The 23,853-nt window shown below is 53.0% G+C and carries 11 protein-coding genes; 6 read left to right on the plus strand and 5 right to left on the minus strand.

The window, feature by feature from the left end; all coding sequences use genetic code 11:
* Positions 1-2,534 precede the first annotated feature (2,534 nt).
* Positions 2,535-3,098: an elongation factor P gene (gene efp, locus MXE41_RS01215; RefSeq protein WP_246977082.1), complete on the minus strand. Its 564-nt coding sequence runs from the start codon at positions 3,096-3,098 to the stop codon at positions 2,535-2,537.
* A gap of 669 nt (positions 3,099-3,767) precedes the next feature.
* Positions 3,768-5,105 carry an elongation factor P maturation arginine rhamnosyltransferase EarP gene (gene earP, locus MXE41_RS01220; RefSeq protein ID WP_247099070.1) on the minus strand — a complete coding sequence of 446 codons (1,338 nt, stop codon included), beginning with the start codon at positions 5,103-5,105 and terminating at the stop codon, positions 3,768-3,770.
* 1,112 nt (positions 5,106-6,217) lie between these two features.
* On the opposite strand from earP, the gene MXE41_RS01225 reads away from it, so the two are divergent.
* The 3 genes from MXE41_RS01225 (at position 6,218) to nrdG (ending at position 9,867) form a co-directional block, all read left to right on the plus strand.
* Complete coding sequence (locus MXE41_RS01225) at positions 6,218-8,479, plus strand: anaerobic ribonucleoside triphosphate reductase (RefSeq protein WP_247099071.1); 2,262 nt, start codon at positions 6,218-6,220, stop codon at positions 8,477-8,479.
* A 239-nt stretch (positions 8,480-8,718) separates the two neighbouring features.
* Entirely contained in the window at positions 8,719-8,880 is a 162-nt protein-coding gene (gene nrdD, locus MXE41_RS01230) for an anaerobic ribonucleoside-triphosphate reductase (RefSeq protein ID WP_246976298.1), read from the plus strand.
* A gap of 459 nt (positions 8,881-9,339) precedes the next feature.
* Positions 9,340-9,867, plus strand: a complete 528-nt coding sequence (gene nrdG, locus MXE41_RS01235) for an anaerobic ribonucleoside-triphosphate reductase activating protein (protein ID WP_246976295.1) — start codon at positions 9,340-9,342, stop codon at positions 9,865-9,867.
* A 141-nt stretch (positions 9,868-10,008) separates the two neighbouring features.
* Here the strand turns inward: nrdG and MXE41_RS01240 are convergent, their stop codons facing one another.
* Positions 10,009-10,224 (minus strand): hypothetical protein, encoded by a 216-nt coding sequence (locus MXE41_RS01240; RefSeq protein WP_247099072.1) that lies wholly within the window; start codon positions 10,222-10,224, stop codon positions 10,009-10,011.
* Positions 10,225-11,036: 812 nt separating this feature from the next.
* Between MXE41_RS01240 and MXE41_RS01245 the strand changes: the two genes are divergently transcribed.
* The 3 genes from MXE41_RS01245 to MXE41_RS01255 all read left to right on the plus strand — a co-directional run bounded on the left by MXE41_RS01245 (position 11,037) and on the right by MXE41_RS01255 (position 15,553).
* Positions 11,037-12,824 carry a PqiA/YebS family transporter subunit gene (locus MXE41_RS01245; protein ID WP_247099073.1) on the plus strand — a complete coding sequence of 596 codons (1,788 nt, stop codon included), beginning with the start codon at positions 11,037-11,039 and terminating at the stop codon, positions 12,822-12,824.
* Positions 12,825-12,974: 150 nt separating this feature from the next.
* Complete coding sequence (locus MXE41_RS01250; RefSeq protein WP_246976286.1) at positions 12,975-14,654, plus strand: MlaD family protein; 1,680 nt, start codon at positions 12,975-12,977, stop codon at positions 14,652-14,654.
* Between the two features lie 254 nt (positions 14,655-14,908).
* A complete protein-coding gene (locus MXE41_RS01255) occupies positions 14,909-15,553 on the plus strand; it encodes an ABC-type transport auxiliary lipoprotein family protein (protein ID WP_247099074.1) in 645 nt (214 codons plus the stop codon).
* 2,757 nt (positions 15,554-18,310) lie between these two features.
* Here MXE41_RS01255 and MXE41_RS01260 read toward each other — a convergent pair.
* Together MXE41_RS01260 and MXE41_RS01265 are read right to left on the minus strand one after the other, a co-directional pair.
* On the minus strand, positions 18,311-21,115 hold the full coding sequence (locus MXE41_RS01260; protein ID WP_247099075.1) for a hypothetical protein: 2,805 nt from the start codon (positions 21,113-21,115) through the stop codon (positions 18,311-18,313).
* Positions 21,116-21,141: 26 nt separating this feature from the next.
* The gene (locus tag MXE41_RS01265; RefSeq protein ID WP_247099076.1) at positions 21,142-23,634 is read right to left on the minus strand and encodes a hypothetical protein; all 2,493 of its coding nucleotides are present in this window, start codon (positions 23,632-23,634) and stop codon (positions 21,142-21,144) included.
* Between the last annotated feature and the right edge of the window lie 219 nt (positions 23,635-23,853).

Raw genomic sequence — 23,853 nt, forward strand, 5'->3', positions numbered from 1 at the left:
CTGGCAGCCGCCCCGCCCGCGCCCCAGGCCCTCTCTGGAATATTGCACCAGACTGTCAGTCTGACAGATAAGGTGCATCTTAAACACGACTTTCAAATCATGTATTGCAGCAGCACTCCCCGGCTTCGTTCAATCCCCTGGAGTCTTGCAATCAGGACACAGCTTCCATTGCAGGTGAGCTTACCGGCTCATTGCTTACAGTACAGTGTGTCTTGCTGTCGCAAGGGAGCAGCCATGAAATGCACAGTGAACTGCCAGCCAGCTGTCCCACCTTACCGTCAGCAGCTGCATTTTGCTTTTGAGGGGCGACGCACAGTCTACCCACAGACAATGACCATCCATAAGCCTGCTGTAAAGCTCCGATGCCCCTGCTGTGACGGTAAAGTGAAGTTTTGCAGCAGGTGCACAGGCAGCGATTCCCCCAACAGCTGCCTGTTTGAAGCTTATGGGGCAGCGGTGACCTTCCTGGAGACAGGGATCAGCTGACAGCAGTCATGTGCTGCTAAGCGCTGGTAGCTGGTTTCTCAACGACTGCATTTTGGATGTAGGGTATTTGATGAGCTGACTTGAGATGTGGAGTGGCCGATCACTGAGCTGCACTGCTGAACGTTTATAGCCGGATCTGAGTTGCCTGTTGGGAGCTAAGGCGTCACTGGCGATCCTCCTGGAGATGGGAGATCGGCCGGTAAGTGAGCTGCGCTGTTAAGCGCTGGTAGCTGGTCTATCAACAGCAGCCTGTTTGGGTGCTATGGCGTCATTGGCGATCCTCTTGGAGATGGGGATCAGCTAGTCAGTGTTCTGTGCTGTTAAGCGCTGGTTGCTGGTCTATCAGCAGCAGCCAGTTTGTTCGATAAGGCGTCTCTGGTAATCATTCTGGAGATGGTGGATCCGCCGTTAAGTGAGCTGCGCTGTTAAGCGCTGGCAGCTGGTCTATCAGCAGTAGCCTGTTTGGGTGCTAAGGCATCACTGGCGATCCATCTGGAAATGGGGATCTGCTGATCAGTGCGCTGCTTAGCGCTGGTAGCTGGTATATCAGCAGCAGCCAGTTTGTTCGATAAGGCGTCACTGGCGATCCTCCTGGAGATGGGGATCAGCTGGTCAGTGCGCTGCGCTGTTAAGCGCTGGTAGCTGTTCTCTCAGCAACGGCCTGTTGGGAGCTAAGGCGTCATTGGCGATCCTCCTGGAGATGGGGATCTGCTGGCCAGTGCGCTGTTAAGCGCTGGTAGCTGCCCTCGCATCGGCTGCAGGATTTGGGGTGTGTGAGGAACTGCCTTGAGCTGTGGAGTGGCTGATCACTGAGCTGCACTGCTGAGCGTCCTGGAGATGGGGATAGCCTGGTAAGCCGGTAGCGGTGATCTTCAGTGAACCGGGGATCACCGAGCAGGCGGGTTTACCTGGAGACTGGGATGGGAGGGGCAGGCTGCTAACTCAGAGTTGCTGGTCTGGATATTGGAGTGGCGGCAAAAGTACCTGGTCAGTCCTGGATGGAATTTGTCCTGGTTCATGCCATGTCATGGTGTGCCTTGTCTGCCTGGTGATACCAGGTGGACGCTGGTCCTGGATTTATGGTTGAGGGTGACCCTGGGAGCCTGGTTGCTTGAGCGCGCGCTGTGCGCTGCGCTTATAAGATCTTATATATACATAGAATGTACGTATATGGATCTTTTTATCTTTATAGAGCAAAAATCTGTGGGTTAGTGCCTCAAAGGCGCATGGATATGGGATTTTCACTTGTGGTTTTCCTGTGGGATTCCTGTGGGAAAACAGGAAGTTTCCAACAGGGGAAAAAGCACTGTGAAACGAATCCCACAGTCAACCCACAAGTAAACGGCCTTTTCCCACAGCGATCCCACAAGCCATAAAATGGCCTGTTTATCAGCTTTTTAGGGAAGTGCTCACAAGCATGTGAAATCCTGGATGCGCGCCCTGTGTCTGGCGGATGGATACATGAGGGGGGCAAAGATAAGGCAAAGGCCTGAATATGCAGCAGGAGCACCGGCCTGACGGGACGTCTTGCCGGTGCTCAAAATCTGTTCATTGTGTCAGCAGATCCCTGTGGCGCGGCCATAACCTGGGCGGCGCCATAAGTGGGCCCTGAGAGCTCAGCCCCAAGGATCCGCCCCGCGCTTTAAAGCATGCAGGGACTTCTAATGTAATCCCAGGCGCTGCCTATGACAATGATGCTGTGCTGCTTTTGCAGCTGAGCTCACGGTAAGAATGCTTTACAGAGCGTATTTTAGTGTCCCTGGTTTTGGCATTGTGCTCTGGTTTTGGCAGTATGCTCTGGCCGCTCAGATGGATGATAAGGCCTTGTGGGTAAATGCCCGGGCGGACAGATCCGGAGCATGTCCCTGGGGCTTGCCTTGGCCTGTTCCTGGCCTGGGACTTGCCCTGGTATGGCTTCGTTGGGATGGGGCGGGAGAGTGAAGGGGGCCTTACGGGGATTTGCAGGCAAAAAAATACCCCTGGCCTTTGCAGGTCAGGGGTACCGGAAAAACCTTATCTGTCAGATGACAGCGGTCAGTCCCTTGAAATTAAACGCGCTTCTTGAACTCGTTGGTGCGGGTATCGATTTCGATACGGTCGCCGATGTTTACGAACTCAGGAACGCTTAACTCATAGCCGGTGCCGGCCAGACGGGCTGGCTTGGTTACCTTGCCGGAGGTGTCGCCACGTACGGCTGGCTCGGTGTACTCAACCTCACGTACGATGGAGATAGGCAGCTCTACGGAAATGGCCTTGCCATTGTAGAAAGTTACCTGGCAGACATCTTCCATGCCGTCTACGAGGTAGTTTAAAACGTCGCCCAGGTTGTCCTTCTCAACGTCGTACTGGTTGTACTCTTCGTCCATGAATACATAGAGAGGATCGTTGAAGTAGGAGTAGGTGCAGTCCTTACGCTCAAGAATAACGTCATCGATGCGGTCATCAGCACGGAAAACGGTCTCGGTACCGGCATCGGACAGCAGGCTCTTCAGCTTCATCTTAACAACAGCGGCGTTACGGCCAGACTTGTTGTACTCGGTCTTCTGAACAACCATTGGATTGCCGTTGAGCATGATCACATTGCCGGCACGAATTTCTTGTGCAATCTTCATGAAATAAACTTCCTGTTAGAGAACTTGGTATTCGTTGGAGGCAGAGCGCTGTCAGATGCGGTACTTGGCCGTCCTGTGGTGCCGCTGCCTGCTGATGCATGCCCGGGGGCTTACATCAGTCTTAAGCTTCATACCGGCAGGTCATGACGCTTGCTGATTACTGTCCATGACAGTCAGCGCGTCGGTGATGACTTGTTTTTCTGCCGCTTATCCTGACCTGAGCAGGATAATTGAAATCTTTTTGTCGGACGGGGCGGGCGCTGCCGACACCATGGCCGGTTCAATCGCATAATTTCCCTGTCCTCAAGCTTTGTTCAGCCACCGGTTCAGCTGCCATTAAATGGCCCCGGCGTGAAAACAACAGCCTTAAATTATACCCTATATTCAGCCTGTTTTTCAAAGCAAATGCTAATTTTGACCGCCTTAATATGGCCTGAATATGCCGTTTTCAGCCCGCCCGCCCCGCATGTCCCGCTCATCAGCCCCGCCGCCACCCGCCCCGGGAGCAGCTGACCTTACATAAGGCCCGCTGTCCGGCCGGTCAAAGTACGCAGCACAGTTGGATGCCAGGTGCAGCCATTTTAAGGGGCTATGGAGCTTGTGGGAAACTCATACAAAAGGCATAAATACAGCCTTTTTGAATGCAGGGCGTACAGGTCAGGCCACGTATTATCTGCTGGCCAGTTTTTCGTTAATGAAGTCCATCAGTGTTTCGGTAAGGCTGCGCTGTGAGCACAGGTAAAGCGCAAAGTTATGGTAAAGAGGAGCTGTGCAGGCAATAAAGCCGTCCAGGTCAAAACTGTCATCCCATGGGGCGCCACCATTGTAGGCCAGCATGGTTGAGCTTATCAGCTTCATGCCCTTGCGCACATCCTCGTTGCTGACGGATACAAAGGCTGATCTGTTCATGGCGCAGGCAGGGCTGTGCTCAAGGGGACTGTCAGGACAGCCTGTACTCTGAGCTGAATGGAGCTCGCCTGGTCTGGTGTCCCTGTGGGAAAAAGTACCGGCAATCTCAAGGTTTATCTGCTCCATGCGCTCAAGGAAGGATTTTAGCTTGGTGATATGGGCCTGTTCATCCTGAGGGTAGATATGCCACAGAAATGGTATGCCCGTATGCATGGCGCGCACTATGCTGTCCTCGCCTCGGACCAGATTAAAGTCGTGGTTGAGCAGGATCTGGTCATAGTGCTCGTGAGTAACCATAGGTGAGCAGGTTATGCTGACCCTGTCGTTAACAGCTGTGATGGTTCCAGGGGCAAAGTTCTGTCCGTACAGGCGTCTGAGATTGTCCTGAGCAAGGCCGGCAAAGACAGTTATCTCAGTGCGCCGGCGGCTGCGGCCGCAGGCATCGATAAAAGCTCCCACAGCATCGTTTTCATAGCCAAAGAGGGTAATGGTGCGGGCGTTCTCCTTTGCGTCCGACGGCCAGAGCGCAGCCTGGGACTGCGGCTGCAGCTGCGTATGCTGCCTGAGCTGCGGAGGCTGCAGCTGCTGCCCGGACTGAGATGAGCATGGGGCGCTGCTGGTCAGTGGCGCGTTTTGCAGGCGCTGCAGGCACTGAGCTCTGAAGGTGCTGTCTATATTGAGGCCGCCGGTGCGGGCGGTAAAGCCCGGGAAGTAGTAATAGACCTCAAGGCCGTCAACAAAGGACGGGATTTTGTGGCAGTCTTCGACCCAGCTTTCGGCACTGAGATAGTCAAGATTGATAATCAGGCTGGAGCGGTGCTGCTGCAGAGCGCTGAGCACTGTGCTGTCAAAGCGGCAGTTAAAGGCACTGATGACGGCATCGGCCGGATCATAGCTTTGAGGGGGATTTTCCCAGCTGACAAGGCTCAGGGTGGAGCTGTCACGATCAGAGTCGGTAACCAGAGTGCCAAGCACCTGCATGTTGTTGCAGAACAGACGCACCTTACAGGAGGAGCTTAAGGTGCGGGCAAGGTGCAGGCATACGCCGGCATCGCCATAGTTGTCGATGACATCGCAGAAGATATCCAGTGAGTACATGTTCCATCCTGTAAAAATCAGAGGTCACAGCGGCCATAACGACGGCCCTCAGCGGCATGTCAATAAGTTTTAAGGAAATAAATCCAAAAAAAGGGCGGCACCTTGAGGGGCTTTTGCCCTAAAATATCAGTGATATTTTTTTGCAACTTGATGCCTTAACTTAATGGCCCTGACCTGACTGTGAGGTCGACGGGCCTGTGCTTAGACCTGTGTCACAGTGCAGCCCATAAAGCCGGTATGCTTATCTGATGGCCTTAACAGCGCCCGCTCCTGCAACTGTTGCCCGGCAGCTCATGCTGCCTGACGGACTGTTACGGGGACGGTCAGTAATGGCACCAAGTATAACCCTGTGCCCAGGACTGTGTCCCGGTGCATGGTGGTGCTGTCAGACCCTGACAATGGGTTACAGATTAAACAGGCAGGAGCTGTCTTAAAGGACGGTACTCCTGATTTTGGCACGTCCAGGTCTTTTGTGAGGACCTGAGGCGTAAGTGTGCGGCATGCTGCCAGAGGCAGTCATGTCCTTATGATGGCGTCCCGGGACGCCTTTATTTTTGCCTGTTAAGTGCATGCCGCACCATACTGCAGTCCCACGGGTGCCTCCTGCTCCTTGCATCAGGACCCCGGACAAATGCTCAGGCCGGGGCAGCCTCCCGGACACATACTGTGCCCGTATGCCCGGCTGCATGGCAACCAGGCTGCCGTGATGCCAGGGAGCCGGTATGTCAGGCAGCGGGGCATGGGCAGGTCCTGGATGCCCGGCTGCAGTTAATACTTACCCTGAGGGGCAGGGTTACAGTTAAGCCCCAGGCATATATGATTTTTCCTCTGGCAGGTACATGATGGGTATAAGCCCGCCTGTGATGGCCGGCCCTGACTGTTGAGTATCCGGATACTGTCAGGTACAGGCCTTAACAGAGGAGTGCTCATGAGTATGCTCAGCTCTGTGAAGAGCCGGGCATGCAGATAAGTCAGGAGCGCAGCGTGCAGACCTCAGCCATGAGCTGATGCCCAGGCTGCAGCGCACGCTGCAGTGAGCAGCATGCAGCTGGGCCGGTATGGCCCTTGCGGGCCTGACTGAACCACTTTCGTTACGCGGAGAATGCCGGAATATGAGATATATCGTTAAGCGCGATGGCCGCAAGGTGGCCTTTAATCGTAACAAGATTGCCAATGCCATCAGGAAATCGCTGATCTCCGTGCGTCCGGGTGAGGAGCTTAGCGATGAGGAGAGCCGTCAGGTTGAGGCTCTTACCTCCGAGGTTGTGGAAATAATCGACCTCAAGGACGAAGGTGCGCCTGATGTTGAGCACATTCAGGATGTTATTGAGCGCGTGCTGGTCAGAAACAATCTTTCTGATGTGGCCAAGAATTTTATTATCTACCGTCAGCAGCGTACCAATGTGCGTACCTACAATGCTGATCTGACCCGCATTTACCGTGATCTGACCTCCAAGTCCTCAGCTGACATGGATCTCAAGCGCGAAAACGCCAATATCGACGCCAATGCCCCTATGGGCCTGATGCTGCGTTTTGGCTCCGAGGGCTCCAAGGACTTCGTCAAGCGCTATGTGCTCCGTCCTGAGCACTCAGTAGCTCACTCCAATGGCTCTATCCATATCCATGATCTGGACTTTTACCTGCTGACCATCAACTGCTGTCAGATTGATCTTACCAGTCTGTTCAGACGCGGTTTTTCTACAGGTCACGGCTTCCTGCGTGAGCCTCAGTCCATTCAGTCCGCTGCCGCCCTGTCCTGTATTGCCATTCAGTCCAATCAGAATGACATGCATGGCGGTCAGTCCATTCCCATGTTTGAGTACGATCTGGCCCCTTATGTGGTCAAGTCCTATATCAAGCATCTGTGCCAGGTTATTCGCATTGTGCTGCGTGATGACGAGGCTGATCTTGAGGATCTCAAAAAGCAGATCGAGCAGCTTTATGAGCAGCACGATACTGTGCTTTCCGATGAGGTTCAGGCCATTATTTTCTCAGCCCTGGCAGCACTGCCGGCCATAAGCGCCATGAATGAGGATGTCGGTGATACCGTCAGCTACATTCTCAAGGAGGCCCACAAGCTGACCAGCCGTGAGACATATCAGGCCATGGAGGCGGTAATCCACAACCTCAATTCCATGCAGAGCCGCGCCGGTGCTCAGGTACCTTTTTCCTCCATCAATTACGGTACCGGTACCACAGCCGAGCAGCGCATGATTATGAAGAATGTGCTGCTGGCCACTGATGCCGGCCTTGGCAGTGGTGAAACCCCTATCTTCCCTGTACAGATCTTCAAGGTCAAAAACGGCGTCAACACAGCTGAGGGCGATCCTAATTACGATCTGTTCCGTCTTGCCTGCAAGGTCAGCGCAAAGCGTCTGTTCCCTAATTTCTCTTTCCTTGATGCCCCTTACAACAGCCAGTACTACGTTGAGGGCCATCCTGAGACCGAGGTAGCCGTAATGGGCTGCCGTACCCGTGTCTTTGGCAATGATTACGACAAGACCAAACAGGTTATTCCAGGACGTGGCAATCTGTCCTTTACCACAGTAAACCTGCCACGCCTTGCCATTGAGGCCCATGGATCAGTATCAAAATTCTTTGAGTCTCTGGACCGTACCGTAAACATGGTCTTTGAGCAGCTCATGGACCGCTTTGAAATCATTGCCGAAAAGCATGTCTACAATTACCCTTTCCTCATGGGACAGGGAGTGTGGATTGATTCAGGCCGTCTGCACTGGGATGACAAGATCCGTGATGTCATCAAAAACGGCTCACTGTCAGTGGGCTTTATCGGCCTTGCCGAAGCTCTGGTAGCTCTGACCGGTCATCACCATGGTGAAAGCGAGAGCTCTCTTGAGCTTGGCACCTCCATTATCAGACATATGCGTGAGCTTACTGATGCCCATACAGCCAAAACAGGTCTGAACTTCTCCCTGTTCTCCACACCGGCTGAAGGCCTGTCTGGACGCTTCGTCAATATTGACCGCAAGATCTACGGCGAGATTAAGGGCGTAACCGATCGCTCCTACTACACCAACAGCTTCCATGTGCCTGTTTATTACAACATCAGCGCAGCTGACAAGATCCGCATTGAGGGACGCTTCCACGAGCTTTGTAATGCCGGTGCCATTTCCTATGTCGAAATGGATGGCGATCTGACCCGCAATGTTGATGCTTTTGAGCGTGTGGTGCTTTACATGCGCGACTGCGGCGTAGGCTACGGCTCCATCAATCACCCTGTCGACCGCTGCCCTGTATGCGGCTATGTGGGCGTGATTAATGATGTCTGCCCTAAGTGCGGCCGTAAGGATGGCGAGGGTGTGACCATAGAGCGCCTGAGCAAGCTGGGCGTCGACTGCATTTGCAGAGGCTGAGCCTGACCTGTCAGACCGGCACCAGCATTCTGCCGGTGCCGGGCTGGCCTGGCGCCTGCCTTACGGCAGCGGCGCCCGCATGCTGCAGCCTGCACAACAGCAGAGCACAGCACTGCAGAGCAGGCCGCTGGCATGAGTGAGATTTTCCAGTAACAGGACCGGCAGCTGCCGGCCTTTGGGTACGGCTGCAGCGCCCGGTGACAGACAGGGGCCGCAGCCAGGCATTTCTGGGAGCAAATATGATTACAAGAGTAAAGGTACAAAACGGCATTGCCGGTGAGGGCGTCAAGTTTGAGCGTATCCGCCGCGTAACCGGATATCTGGTAGGTTCTCTGGACCGCTTTAACAATGGCAAGCGCGCTGAGGAAAAAGACAGGGTCAAGCACCTGCACCTCAAGTAGCAGCAGGATCTGCCACAGGCTCTGTCCCGGTCCCTGCAATGCAACTGCAAAGGCCTGGCACCCAGGGCAGATACCTTACACGCAATCATAATCAGGCCCGCTGTGAGACCTGCTCACAGCGGGCACTGTTTTATCCGTGGTGTGGATATCAGGCCATGGCCTTACAGTAACAATTTTGCATTGGGCCTGTAAAAATCAGATGCCGTAATCGCTTATTATTAGAATTACAGGCCATAAGCTCTGCTGTTAAAGTAATTTGATACCTGAGGCCTTTGCTTTGCGTTACAGGTGTGGTGTGCACGTGTACGCTCAGCAGTCACAGGCCTCTGGCAGTTAAGGCTCCGTCCTGCCATGCCTGCGCCTGCCAGGCAAGGCATGGCATTGCCAGGCGCTGCGCCGCCGCAAGCGCAGGCAGTCCTGCATGGCGGCACTGAGTATATAATTTTGGGGGAAGATTGCATGAGCGAAGATTTAAAGCTTTTAGACAGTACCACTTTGAAAATTGCCGGAGTAGTTACTGAGTCCATTGTTGATGGTCCGGGCATACGCTACACAATTTTCACCCAGGGCTGCCCTTTCCACTGCAAGGGCTGCCATAATCCTCAGTCTCAGCCTCTCAAGGGCGGCCTTGATGTCAAACTCAGAGTGTTTTACGACGAGATAAAGCAAAATCCTCTGATTAGCGGCGTTACCTTCTCAGGAGGCGAGCCTTTTATCCAGGCAGGAGCGCTTGCCATCCTGGCCAGGGTTTTAAAGGCTGAGGGATATTCAGTGTGGTCATATTCGGGCTATACCTTTGACAAGCTTGAGCGTGATGACAAATTCCGCTCCCTGCTTGAGCAGCTTGATGTAGTGGTGGACGGTCCTTATGTGCAGTCAAAGCACTCTCTTGAGATAGACTTCAGAGGCTCAACCAACCAGCGCATTATTGATGTGCCAAAGTCCCTGGCCCAGGACAAAATTATCCTGGCCGAAGGCTTCGTCTGACAGTGACATGCCCATGCCCATGTCCACATGGCATGACATGCCCATGCCCACAGGGCATGGTCGCCCGCCCGAACGCATCAGCCTGAGCGTACCCTCCCCATACCATCCCTCCCACCATCCAATCTCAGCCCAGGCTACGGCTCACAGCAAAGGCAGCATCCCGGCGCCAGGCGCACAAATTTGCAAGGTGCAGCCCGGCGGCCTGACGCTGGTTCTCAGCAAGGGCAGCAGCCCGGTGGCTGACGTATTCCCTGTGTCAGGCAAAGCCTCTTTGCCATAGGCAGCCTTGCTGTCCCATCCTTTTCCCACATCCTGTCCCATACCAGGCAGCTGTCCCATACCAGCAATCTGATCCATGCCTGGAATATTATCAATTGCGTCCTGATGGCCTGAAATGCTCAGCTGCACTTATCCCAGGTCTGAGCTCATAACAAAATAATATTCTGATATTTCTGATAAAGCCCTTTGCCTTATGTACCCAGGTTGCTGCAGGCAGCTCTCCTGCTGCTCTACTTATGCATGGCGCTGTTGAGATTATGGTGGGTCAGGACCCCAGGCATGATGTCATGTATGAGCATCGGAGCTGCTCTGGCGGCATGTATGCGGCTGTGATGGCCTGTTTTAAGAGCCCGTTAAGGGTCTGTATGGCGGTATCAAGGGATAAAAAATTCAGAAATATGGTGTTTGTCATGATGTCTGCAGGCTCTATACTGACTGACATCAAGGTGACTCTGTCCTTACTGTGCAGGGCCGGCAGCTGCCAGAGTGTGCTGCAGCAATATGGTGCTTCCAGAGCACCGCCTGGCGCTCCTGCCTGGGCCTGAAGAGCTGGTTTTTGTGATATTTCTGCGCTTTTGGCTGACATATTAATCAAAATTGAAAGTGCGTCATGCTTAATGTATTGGATAATATGCGCTGTCCAGCCGTCAGCAGATAAAGGTGTGCTGTCTGATGCGAACACATGTTTTATCTGGAGCGGGCGCCTCCAAAGGTGCGAACGGCGCATCAGGCTCTGCAGCAACAGCAGCCAATGCTGGTGCAGAAGCCTCTGCCGTCATGCAGGCTCTGCCGCCACCTAATGCGCGGGAGCAGCTGCCAGGTTATGGGGCTCAGGACGGAAAAGAATATGGGTACTGGCCGTATGCGGCATGGGGAATTCGAGGCGATTAATGCAAAAATCCAAGTCAAAACTGCTCTGCCGTTCATGTGATCTGGTGGTTCAGCTGCCTCCTTATCGCAAGGGCTTTCACTGTGTCTGCCCTCAGTGCCATTCCCTGCTTCGCTCGGGCTCCAAAAGCACTCTGGAAAACCTGGCCGTAGTTTCCATTGCCTCGGTCATCATGCTTTTTACCTCACTGACTCTGCCTTTTATGAGCATTTCCTCATATGGCATCAGTCAGTCCATGTCACTTACCTCCATTGTCACAATTTTGAGCCGTGACTGGTCCATACTGCTCTATCTGTGCATTCTCTTTACCTTTTTCTGTCCCCTGGTAATGCACCTTATTGTAATAGGCATAGTCTTTTTCAGGCTGCAGGTGACCAGACGCATAGCCAATATCTACATGTTCTGTCACCGCTTCTGCATGGTGGATGTGTTTATTCTGGGCGTAGTAGTAAGCCTGGTAAAGCTGGTGGCACTGGCCAAAGTGGACTTCCATGCAGGTTTTTATTCGGCCATTCTCTTTGCCATGCTCATGGTGTGGTGTTACAGCCGGGGCAGTCCTTACCGTATCTGGAATCTTCTGGAGCGCAATGATACTGAGCTGCGCCATGCCCATATTGGCATGCGCGGTATCGATCAGGGCCTTATCATGTGCCGTCACTGCGGCATGGTTTACAAAAGACGCAACCGTACGCTCAGCGCCAGTGAGCTCAACTCCCTGACCAGCGCTGACGACCGCTATCTTTATCAGGGAGAGGTGGAGTGTCCGCGCTGCCATCACTCCAATGACTACCGTGCGCCCAGCTGCTATCAGAAAACCATTGCTCTGCTGCTGGCTGCCGTAATTATCTACGTGCCAAGTAATGTTTATCCCATCATGGTCACTGACTACCTGGGAACAGCAACAGGCTCGAATATTATCGATGGTGTGATTTCACTGTGGCAGATGAATTCATACTTTGTGGCCATGGTTATTTTCATTGCCAGTATCTGCATTCCCATGCTCAAGATCCTGTGCATACTGTGGCTGCTTTACGTGTCCCATTACGGTTTCCGCCGCAATCCGGGAAGATTCAACAAACTCTACCGCGTCATTCTCTTTATCGGCCGCTGGTCCATGATTGACGTATTTGTGGTCATTATCATGTCTACGGTAGTGCGCATGTCCGGCCTGCTGACCATAAGCCCGGGTATGGCCATTATCTTCTTCAGTTTCACTGTACTGCTGACCATGATTGCCGCCGAGGAATATGATGAGCGCCTGCTGTGGGATCATGCCCTTGGTACCAGGCCACAGACCCTGTTAGATGACAGAGGTCATGTGATTGCAGATGATAATCCGGCTTCAGCTGCAGTATCTGCCGCTAAAACTGCAGCGGCCACAGCCACAGCTGCTGCCGCATCAGCCACAGCAGCAGCTGCATCTGCAGCCGTCACGGCCGCCGGCAGTGCTGCACAGGCAGCCTCTGCAGCCGTGCTCAGCCCCGGTCAGCGCCAGTCACTGGTACGTGCCTGGGAGCTTCTGCAGGGCGCCAGAGGCGCAGCTGACGCACAGACCTCTGAGCCTGCAGCGCCCGCCCCTGAATCTGCTCAGGCTGCCGCTGAATCATCAGGTCCCGACAGGGAGCCAGCTGCCACAGCAGCTGCTGACAGGGCATCATCAGCCTCCAGAGCTGCAGCTCAGGGCGCAGCTGCAGCTCAGGGCGCAGCTGCAGCCTCATCTACTGCAGATAAGGCTGCCCGGCAGGGCTCGGACTCAAAGTCTGACGGGCAGGATAAGAGCAACAGATAAACTCAGTAAGCCGAAAAACGTAACCATCCCGCAGTCAGGCCGCCGGAACTTCAGGCAAGACCATGGCAGGCGGCCGGGCAGATATAAAAAGGGCGCTGCAGCCTTACTGCAGTAAACAGAATTTATGGGCACTGTATCAGGTAATAGATCATGGCCAACTCTCAGAAAAACATAGTAACCAATGCCGTAGCTCAGGAAGTGGGCAGCTCCAGCACAGCTCAGGAGCAAAAGCCTAACCGCTTCTCCCTTATCTGGGTGGTGCCTCTGATTGCTCTTTTGCTTACCGGCGTGCTGATCTGGAACAGTACTTTTAACAACGGTCCTGTCATTCATATTACCCTGCCTAGTGCTGACGGTATCGAAGAGGGCAAGACCCTGATTAAGACCCGCTCGGTAACCATTGGTGTGGTAACTGATGTGGTGCTCTCTCCTGATTACCGCAATACCATTCTGACCGTACAGATGGACCGCAATACCGAGGACATGCTGCGTGCTGACACCCGTTTCTGGGTGGTCAAGCCACGTATTGAAAGTGCCGGTATTTCAGGCCTCGACACCCTGCTGTCAGGCTCATACATTCAGCTGTCCATGGGCACTTCAGATGCATTCAGCACCGAGTTTACTGCCCTTGATGCGCCTCCTGTACGTCAGGCCAATGAAGAAGGCGTGATGATTTCCCTTTATTCCAATGATTCACGCAAGCTCAACAATGGCGATATTGTTACTTTCCGTGGCTTTAATGTAGGTGCCATTACTGATACCCGCCTTGATATCGACAATCAGCAGATTCAGTACCGCGCCTTTATCCGCAGCCCTTATGACCGCCTTGTCAATCTCAACACCAAGTTCTGGATCAGCTCAGGTATTGAGCTTGATATCAACATGGCCGGAGCCACTTTGCGTACCGAATCACTGGACAATATGATGGTAGGCGGCATCACCTTCGACAACTTTGTCGACAATATGGATATCAGCTCCTCAGTACCGGACAATACCTCCTTCCGTCTGTTTACCAAACGTGCTGATGCCCGTGTTTCGGCCCTGGAAAACTCACTTATGTATGTGGTCATGCTTGAGGACTCCATCCACAGCATCAGACCGGGCTCACTTGTGTACTACCGTGGCGTCAAGGTAGGTGAGGTGGTAAGAGCCCCGTGGTTTGAAAACGGCTCTGATGTCTTCACCGCCAAGGCCCTGCCGGTTCTGATTTCCATCGACAGCAGCCGCAACAACAAGGAAGAGATAGCCGCAATTTTCAACAAAAATCTGAAAAAATCGGCTCTTTGTGCCCGTGTGGGATCTGCCAACATGGTTCTTAGCAACAATCAGATCGATCTGACTGTTGATCCCAAGAACAAGTGCACATCATCGCGAGATATCTTCAAAATCAAGGGCACCACTACTCACAACGGCATGCTGACCTATAACAGCTATAATGTGATACCGCTGATCCCAATGCAGTCACTGAGCGCCCAGTTTGATGCTTTTATGGCCAAGATGAACGAGTTTGACGTAGCCGGTCTGTCTACAGAACTGCAAAACAGCCTGCGCGCCTTTACCTCAGCCATGAATGCCTTTACCGGCTCCAATGATGCCGTACAGCGCACTCAGGTAATTTCCAAGCTGGCCGATGCCTTTGCCAACTTCAACAATTCAGTAAAGGGCTATGGACCAGATACCAAACTCTATAAGTCACTGCATCAGAACCTCAATAACATAGAGCAGATCCTCCAGGATCTGGCTCCGGCCATGACCGAGGCAGGTCAGAGCCCGGCCTCCATACTCTTTGGCAGCCCGGCCGACCCGGTACCACGCGCCGCTGACAAATAGCCCACAACCAGCAGGCTTGCCAGCCATGGCCGCCACTGCCACAGCCCCGGCATCAACTGCTACAGGAGCAGCAGCCGTACCGGCCGCCGCGCATGCAGGAGCAGCAGCGGCACCTGCCGCCGCGCATGCAGTGGCGGCGGGCACAGCATCTGCGCCAGCACAGGCTGCAGGGCCGGTGGCCCCGTAAGCCTGGCCGCTTTTATTACAACAACTGCGCAGCCTGCACCTGCAGGCACGTTAACAGGATTAAGGTAATGACTCTTACCACTTTAAGCTTCAGAGCACGCACTGCTGTTCTGGCTGCGCTGTGCAGCACCTCTGTAATGCTCTGTGCCTGTACCATGGGCGGTGAACCGGTGCATTTTGACCGCTACAGCCTGACTCAGGATGTGCAGCCGGCTGCCTTTCAGTCCGGATACAATATAGAAGTTACCCTGGCAGCTCCGCTCACTCAGGGCGGGGTTGTACTGCAGATGAGCGATGTATCGCTGCGTCCGGCACGCAACTACCGTTACAGTGCCGAGCTGGACAATGAGCTGAGTGTGCTTTTTGCCGACCGTCTGCTCAGCAGCGACAAGGCCCGGATGCTCAGGGACTTTAAGATCAGAATCTTTGTTTCCAAGTTCCAGGGAACCATGAACGGTCACGCCCTGACGGCCATGTCATTAAGAGTACTGGACGCTCAGGACCAGTGTGTTTATGAGAACTCCTGCTCTGAAGACAGCACCATGAAGGAAGACGGCTATGACGCCCTCGTTTCCGAGCTCAAGGCCAGCTACATCAGAATGTGCGACAAGGTGCTGGCCGACCTGCCAGACCTCACTGCTCCAAAGTCAAAGCAGGCAAAGCCTGCAAAGCCAGAAAATAAGGCAAAGCCAGAAAAGCAGGAAAAGGCATAGTCTGGCAATCAGCAGGACGCAATCAGCAGGACAGACAATAACTCCCGGATTTCACCCTGTAAAAAACAGTAAGGGCCGTAATGCCACCAGCGCATTACGGCCCTTACTTTATCCACACCAAGCACAGCAAAACCAGCTACACAAAAGCCCGCCACTCCTCTCCATCCAGCGCCCACCAGGCTCTGACGCTTCGCCACAGCGCTGCACATCCATACCATAGTCATGCAGTCAGCAGACTAAGTCGCAATCTCCCTCATCACTACATAATCACGGCCGCATCACAGCCATCTCAAAGACGGCCCTGAGCGTGTCACTGAGCAACGCTCAAGCCAGCACACTCATACACATCCCAATAGCCACTAAAGCCGCTCCAGCAGCGACCTGGAGCCTGCAAACGGCCATGACAGAGTCACTTTGCATCCTGTCACCCTGTAACCCTGACGCCTGCAGCCAGCACATTGTCACCACAATGCCCTCCTGAGTATCAATCACACTGGCCCATCCCCAGTGGGCATACGGCAGCACCTCCTTCAAAAGCTCCGCTGCACGGTCATACTGCCCACAAATTCCAGAAAAAACACCCTCCAAAAAAACGTACCCTGCTCAGGGTCAGATAATCTGTAAAACTTATGATCACCTCGATCGATCACGGAATAGCTTTCTTACACTGTTTGTAAATTTTTCACATAGATGAATGTTTAGGATAATAAGTATATCATACACTAAATTAACCTGAAGCCAGACCATAGACGCTAATACTGTTATTTTATGTGTAAATAATAAAAACCTGATAAATACAGGGAATAATGGTAATTATTGATGAATATAGCTGTATACATAAAATCATGACATTACGTCATATATGACGTATCTAGATCAAGTCGAAATACAGGTGCAGATACAGCGAAGAGCCCTACGGTGACCGCTCGGGCAAGCGGACGTCAAAACAGGCCTTAAGAGCTTAAAACCATGGCAATTTCAACGAAAATGGGCCCATTTTCGTGAGAAATGACGTGATTTTAATAATATTGAAGATAAAGAATATGTATGCCAGAGTACTATAAATGGTAGTTACGGTAATAAGACAATAATTTAGTCAAAGCATATAACTAGATACATGTACCATAATGGAATATCGATATAATTAAAAGTACACTATATTGATCTTTTATAGTTAAAGTCTGTGTATAGTAAATATGACCAAATTTTTGTCAAAAATACCATAATCAGCCTGTGTAACAGCTTTTATATGAGTCTCACCGATCTACAAAATTTCAAACTCAATGATTTACATGGATGTATTGTATCTAGAATACTTGATTAAGCCCGCATGAATCAGGTTTTAAAAGTGGGCACTATTGAAAAACAGTAAAATTGCAGATTTTGAGTTTCCCACAAGCTCTGACACCGTAGCCTGCCCAGGGAATCTACCCCCATGGCAGCTACATATCTTGCAGCCCGACTACAGCTCCTTGGGAGAACCTGGGGATCGCCAGGGCAAATCATGCTGCAGCCGTCATGGTGATCTTAAGGTGCCATACAGCGCTCTCAGACGACGCTGGAGAGCCCTGCAGGCATCAACCTGGTGATTCCCGGCGACAGCACCTGCGCATGCGCTACAGCGCAGCTAAAAGCTGCCATCTGGTGGCGAACAGACACTCCTGGCATCGCCGCATGGTAAAAGACAGCTTTTAATATCTAGATCTATTTTTAAAACAGCATATTTATCGTGCTTTCCGTGATTTTGCAGACATGTAGATATGCAAAAAGCAGCAATACTGAGTACTTTGGTGGGAAATCAAAGGAAATACAGTTGTTGCACTGTGCTCAGCCGCGATGAGATGCGACACATGGCCAGGAGCACCAGCCATGCTGAAGCTGGCAGAAAGGACGTGAAGGAATGCCTGCAGCAAGAGCGCCCAGCCTGGAGAAGCTGAGCTCAGGACTACGAATTCCTTCTCCAGCCACCACTCGAAGCAACGAACAACCTTTAGTATCTAGATCGATTTTATAAACATGATATTTATCGCGTTTGTTTGAGCTTTAGCATCAAGCGCATATGCGAAATCTGCTGCTTTGTCATACTTTTCCCTGCATGCCTGGAAAGAGTGCTGCCGAGCCGCATGGAGTGGCTCAGGTAAGCTCCTGGCGACCATCATATGGAGCCAGGGCATTACCCCAGGTGCGAGGACATACGCAGCAGGAGAGTTCAGCCAGGAAAAGCAAAAATACGAATTCCTTCTCCAGCCACCACTCAAATCAATGACCGAGCTTTAGTATCTAGATCTGTTTTATAAACATGATATTTATCGTGTTTATTTAACTTTTTGCATCACAAACATACGCGAAATCTGCTGCTTTGCCATACTTTTCCCTGCATGCCTGGAAAGGGCGCTGCCCAGCTGCATTGAGAGGAGCCAGCAAGCCCATGGCGACCATCATATGGAGCCTGGGCATGAGACCAGGTGCGAGGACATACGCAGCAGGAGAGCTCAGCCAGGAAAAGCAGGGATACGAATTCCTTCTCCAGGAACCACTCGACTCAGTGAACACTCTTTAGTATCTAGATCTATTTTTAAAACAGCGTGTTTATCGTATTTGTGTGAACTTTTGCATCAAGCGCATATGCGAAATCTGCTGCTTTGTCATACTCTTTCCTGCAGGGCTGGAAAGGGCGTGGCAGGTGTCAGGTGGGAGGTCGGATTTTAGGAGGACATGAGGTGGGGCTTGGCTGTCGGCTGATGCCGACAGCGCGGGTTATTTGTCTGAGGCGGGCTCTTTGTCTGAGGCGGGTTCTTTGTCAGAGCTGATTTCCTGAGTCTGGGGCGGCTCCGGCTTGAGATAGGTAAGGGTTGCAGTAATGGTGTTCCACAGCAGTTCTGTACTCTTCTGTACGCTGTTGATCTCCACTACAGCGCCAGCTGACGGTGGCGCGAAAATCTGGGCCAGAGGAGAGCTGTGTTTAATCCATACCGGGCCATGCAGTGAGTCTTTTTCATCTGTGCCACTCTCTGCCTGGCTCACTGATGCTCCAGATGTACTTGAGTCTTTGTTAAGACTTACTTTGTCCATAATATCGAAGATGCTTTCTTTGAACTCATTATTACCATGCTTTGCCATGGTTACAGCTTTCAAAGGGTCAACAGTGCGACTTTCAACGCGTCCCTGCAGGGCAATAACCATGGAAATGGGGCGCGTGTCCTTAATGTCTTTGAAAATCACTTTGTGCTCATCCTGTACCGTTTTGAGAACGGTTCCAGGGGGGATACTGTTGTTCCTTGCTACTGGTGGCTGGGGCTGCTTGCTGGTAACAGCTGAGGTCATGTTGATGACATATTTGTTAATCAGATCAGGCAGATAGTTTCTGATGATGTTATTAGCGCGTGAGTACTTTGAGTCCAGCACCACATAGTCATCATTGAGCTTGTTTGCCCAGTTATCGCTGCTGCGGGTAACCCGCATGACAAAGTCAGGATTGAAAAAGTTCAGATCCGCCCCATTGGAGCCCGTGGTGGAGCCATTGTTGTCAGTACGGAAAAGGGGCAGGCCGTTTTCAAAGTATGAGCCTGATATCACCGGCTGGTAGTACAGGTTAATGACTGTTCTGTACTTGAACAGGCGATAGGTATTTGCTGTGCTGTAATCAGGCTCATTGTTCTTCTGATGGAGCAGATACTCATAGCGCCACGATGGTGTGAATATATCTGCCTTGAAGCCCTGCTCCATTAGCATGCTCAAAATGGTGTACAGACAGTAGTACTCAAAGATACGGTCAATGGTAGAGCGTTCATGTATTACAGGTACAGGAGTACATGCAACCTCATAGCCGGTAAACCACTGGTCCATAAGCCTGTATATCCTGGAGCATGCTTCTACCTGAGTGTATGCAGGCCTGCATGCAGGTATCTTATACATAAGAGCCGGTTGGCTGCCAGTAGCCTGCTCAAGGGTGTCGAGTATCTTTTCAAGGCGCAGTACTGCCGATTCAAGAAGGGCAATATCGGCGCTGAAGGTTTCATTACGTAGACGCTCTACAATAGCGTAAGGAGAGTTCAGTGCCTCAGCGGATGCGCCCGTATTCTCCATGTACCGGCCATCAGCTTCTGTGCTGTCAGTGTCATCAGCAGCTGTGGCGCTGTCATCTCCAGTACAGGCGTCACCTCCAGTATCGGAGTCATCTCCAGTACAGGCGCCGTTTGAGATTTCTGAGGCTTCTTCTTTCAGGCGGTACTGAGCCACTGCTTTGAGGTTATTCCTGCTGACGGTAAGCACACTGAAAACAAAGCACATGATCTCATGGCAGGCATCAGCAAGAGCACTGTTATCAGCACCGTTTGAGGCGCTGTCTGTGCTGTCACTGGCAGCATCGGGCTGCGCGTTGTCTGCGCCTGCTGTATCGTCCTGCGCGCAGGCTGAAGCCAGTGCGGCAGCTGCAATGCTGTGAGCTGAGCGCTTATTTTTGAGCTCAGACAACTGCAGCATCTGCACAAGTGAAGTCAGATTCTGCTGACAGACATCGCAGATATGTCTGGTAAGGCGGGTATAGCCATAAAATGCCGGATACTCTGGCATGCCATTACTTATGCAGTCCTCTGGTCCACGGCCGGTGTACTTAATCTCAGGAAACATCAGTTCCAGGGCCGGTGACTGGGCTTTGGTGCTCAGTGTGGCGATCATTTCCCTGAGGTTGTCATTGTCGCGCTGGAATCGACCGGTACAGATAAGCCATGGAGAGTAGAGATGGCAGCGACGGTCGTCATCAAGAGTGATGTCCAGCTGCAGGCTGACAAGGTCATACTGCCTTAAAAAAGGCAGTTTCTGGTTCTGCAGGAAATGGCTGTTATCAGGAAATTCCCAGACAACCTGACGCATGCCGGTATCAGGGTCATAAGCTCCCGTAGAGCAGCGACCGCAGAACATGTCATTAATCTTGAGACTGATGACCTTAAGCGGACTTTGCTCATCAGTAGCGCGTCGTGCAGCGGCTTCCTCAATAAGGGCATTGAGCTCACTGCCCATGAGACGGGTCTGCTCTTCATCCTCCTCTTCATGACCGCCTTCTTTCAGGGCCATGTTCACAATAAGAGCCTCATTGAGTTTCATGTGAATATGGTAAGTGCCATTTTCATTAACTACAGGACATATACCCAGAGCACGGGCCGGACGGACAGGCTGTACAGTGGTCAAAGGCAGGCACAGAGCATTGCTTTGAGCGCTGTCATCACTGCTCTCAGCTGTCGTGGCATAGCTGCTTTTGCCTGCATAGCTTTTAGCCCATGGGCGGGCTGCCTGGCAGATCCTTACCTCGCCTGCCACTTTGAAAGAAGACGGGCTTACTGTTTGACCCTGGCTGCCGTCGCCTGCGTTACCGTCAGCGGCGGCGCTGCTGCAGCGGCCGCCAGCGATGTTAGCGTCAGTGGCGGTGCGGCCAGCAGTGCCGGCGGCGCAGACGTTGCCAGAGGCTCTGTTGCCTGGGGCGCTGATGTCAGAAACTGTGCTGGCGGAGATATCAGCCTCACAGACAGATGCAGAGGAATTTACTGAGCCTGGGATTGAGGTCATGGCAGATCTGCCTCACTGGATATTAATCAGGAAAAGAATGAGTAGAACTTCAGTGGCGAGTGATTGTTATCAGCCATACGCCGGATATGGGCGGAGCACAGAGGCATGAAATCAGGAGTGCACTCTCCGGAAAGAGATCGCAGCAGTATCTCATAGCGGCGTCCCGAGCCTGAAATGGCTGGCAGTATCTTCTGGGCCACAGCGTAATCAAGAGCCTTCAGGGAGTTTTTACTGTCCGCTCCTGTCATCAGACGGCGCGCGGCTGAGCAGTAGCCACTAATCATTTTTATGGTACGGGCTGTCAGCGGCATGTTCAGCTCGGCCTGACTGAACAGTTCAAGCAAATCATCCCACTTGACCTCACTGTATTTCTCAAAGGCCGGGGTATTGCCCGGTCCAAAAGCACGGCGCAGCTGCTCCATGCTTACTGTGCCCGCCACAGGCATGTCATCATCGCTTACAGGATCAGGATGCTGCGGTGTCCTGTGAATGACCTTGAACTGGCCTCTCAAGCTGCCTCTTACATCAGACAGAGGTACCTTGAGGCTTATCACCCAGCTGCGTTCGAGCAGTCTGGTGCTCAGAGGAATATGGCAGGAGCTCTGACTGACGGTGGCGCAAAAGCGCATACTCTCAGGCATATGCAGATCGCGGCCACCACCAAAATTAAGTCTTAAAGGCAGGCCGTCGCAGCCTCTGAAAAAGGCAGAGAGGTAATGGTCCATGGAGCTCAGATCGGCATTATCAAACATCAGCACAAAAGGAGCCTGTCCATGGTATGCCATACGCGGGTGCAGCCTGTTATGCTCATGCTGAGCATCAAGATCACCAAGTGCCTCAAAGAGTGTGCTGTTAACAGGTTCAAGCTGGCGGCTTACAGGATTGAAATAGGCTATAAAATCCTTAAGAGAGCTCCATCCTGCCTCAACATCCACCTCGACAAAGCGTGAGGCTGTCAGTGGGATATCGGCAGCCGGGACAGCAGGGGCAGCCGGGTAAGCAGGGTAAGCCGGGACAGCAGGTGCAGCGGCGGCGAACGGAGCCGCCTGAGCGGCCGGGACGGATGGAGCAGCCGTCAGCGCCCTGGTATTAACTGCATCAAGACCAAGAGCTTTTGCCAGAAGACGGCAGTGGGTGCTTTTGCCTGAACCGCTGCGTCCGGCAAATACTGTCATCATGCCCTGAGTAAGGCAGATCAGGTAGTTGGCCGCATCATCACGGTCAAGCTCAATACCATCACGGGCAAAGGTCTTACACACTCTGGTGATAATTGCCTGGGCATCATTAAAAGCATCATCTTCCCTGATGCTGTCAGAGGGAATAAGCCGCATCCTGCTGTCAGTGCAGGCCGGGCCTGTGGCTGCGCCATAGACGGCACCCGCGCCCGATCCTGAGCCAGCAGCTGGCGCAGTGGCAGCGGCAGCTGCCCGGGCTGCAACAGCGCCCACGCCTGTGCTGTGGGCGGTGCTGGCAGCAGAGCTTTTGAGCTTATTGAGCTCCTGCTGATACCAGGCGGCACGGCCCTCCAGCTCTTTGAGCCTTGCTCTGGTCTGCTCAAGCTCACTTGTCCTCTGACTGAGCTCACGGCCGGCCCGCTCTAAAGCAGCATGCGCTGCAGCCGCCGCCTGATCTGCAGCTGTCTGAGCGGCTGCTTCGTCATTTTCCTGCAGCGGGGCGCCAGGGGCAGGCGCTGGCGCTGGTGTTTGCGCTTGCGCTGGTGCCGGCGCAGTCACCTGCTGCTGGCCGCCGCTGTGTGACTGCGCTCTGGCAAGCTTTTCTTTGAGGGTACGTATGGTCTGGATATAGGAGATGACCTGGCTCTGGTCGTAGTTATTAGTGCTCTCTGCATCAGTGTCCTGGCAGCCGGGCAGCTGCAGGGTGCCGTTGCTGATAACGGGCTGAACAGTGATGTTGGCATCAGTGGCCATGTGCCTGCCATAGCCAGGCTCATCGGTCATGAAGGCACTGAAGACAGGTCCATAAATGTTTTCCAGAGCGACACTGCCCACTGCACTGCCAACTGCAGTCTGGCTGTTTTGCTGTGGCAGAGGCATGCCTGAAAGGATAGCGCTGCCTGCTGACATGGGAGCCTGGTGATGGTAAAGAGCATTGCCATGCGCAATGCCGGGCGCAATACCAGGTGTACTGCCAGGGGCATTGCCTGGGGATGTGCCCGGAGCATTGCCAGGGGCTGTGCCCGGAGCCTGGCTGTTGAGTGCTTCTGAGGCGCCTTGCGCACTGTGGGCATGGTCATTTTCGTGCACGGGCACTGAGTTGATGATAAAGCTGACTATGGTGCCTGCAAGGGCACCTGGTAAACCCGGAGCGCTGTCAGAGGTAAAGCGCATCCTGAGGGCAGGGCATGAGCTTATCTGATACCAGCTGCTGTTGTCATAGACAAGGCAGGGAGTAAGGAGCATCAGGCAGCTGCCTGACTGGTCACAGGCCTTCTGTCCTGATGCCTGAGCGGCTCTGAGCCAGCCCAGAGCATGGCGGCCAGTTAGGTGGTTAAGGTTCACTCAAGTCTCCTTGTCATGCAGGCCATGGCATGCCTTATCGGATGCAGTAAGGCTGTTCCCGTACGCTTTGGCAGGCTGCGCCCGGGGGCAGCTGTCTGCAGCTAATGTTATCAGCTTTAAGCCTGTGCCTGCCTGTCATGGATCATCAAAAAAGGCCCGGTCCCTTTTTCAGGGGCCGGGCCTTTTTCAGTGCCGGGCAATAAGACCGGGCCAGACCAT

This window comes from Anaerobiospirillum sp. NML120449, assembly GCF_023051105.1.
Taxonomy (GTDB): domain Bacteria; phylum Pseudomonadota; class Gammaproteobacteria; order Enterobacterales; family Succinivibrionaceae; genus Anaerobiospirillum.

Bases quoted from the DNA above. Each gene is read 5' to 3' on its own strand.
- efp (WP_246977082.1), bottom strand. From the start codon at position 3,098: ATGAAGATTGCACAAGAAATTCGTGCCGGCAATGTGATCATGCTCAAC.
- earP (WP_247099070.1), bottom strand. From the start codon at position 5,105: ATGTACTCACTGGATATCTTCTGCGATGTCATCGACAACTATGGCGAT.
- MXE41_RS01225 (WP_247099071.1), top strand. From the start codon at position 6,218: ATGAGATATATCGTTAAGCGCGATGGCCGCAAGGTGGCCTTTAATCGT.
- nrdD (WP_246976298.1), top strand. From the start codon at position 8,719: ATGATTACAAGAGTAAAGGTACAAAACGGCATTGCCGGTGAGGGCGTC.
- nrdG (WP_246976295.1), top strand. From the start codon at position 9,340: ATGAGCGAAGATTTAAAGCTTTTAGACAGTACCACTTTGAAAATTGCC.
- MXE41_RS01240 (WP_247099072.1), bottom strand. From the start codon at position 10,224: ATGGATCAGATTGCTGGTATGGGACAGCTGCCTGGTATGGGACAGGAT.
- MXE41_RS01245 (WP_247099073.1), top strand. From the start codon at position 11,037: ATGCAAAAATCCAAGTCAAAACTGCTCTGCCGTTCATGTGATCTGGTG.
- MXE41_RS01250 (WP_246976286.1), top strand. From the start codon at position 12,975: ATGGCCAACTCTCAGAAAAACATAGTAACCAATGCCGTAGCTCAGGAA.
- MXE41_RS01255 (WP_247099074.1), top strand. From the start codon at position 14,909: ATGACTCTTACCACTTTAAGCTTCAGAGCACGCACTGCTGTTCTGGCT.
- MXE41_RS01260 (WP_247099075.1), bottom strand. From the start codon at position 21,115: ATGACCTCAATCCCAGGCTCAGTAAATTCCTCTGCATCTGTCTGTGAG.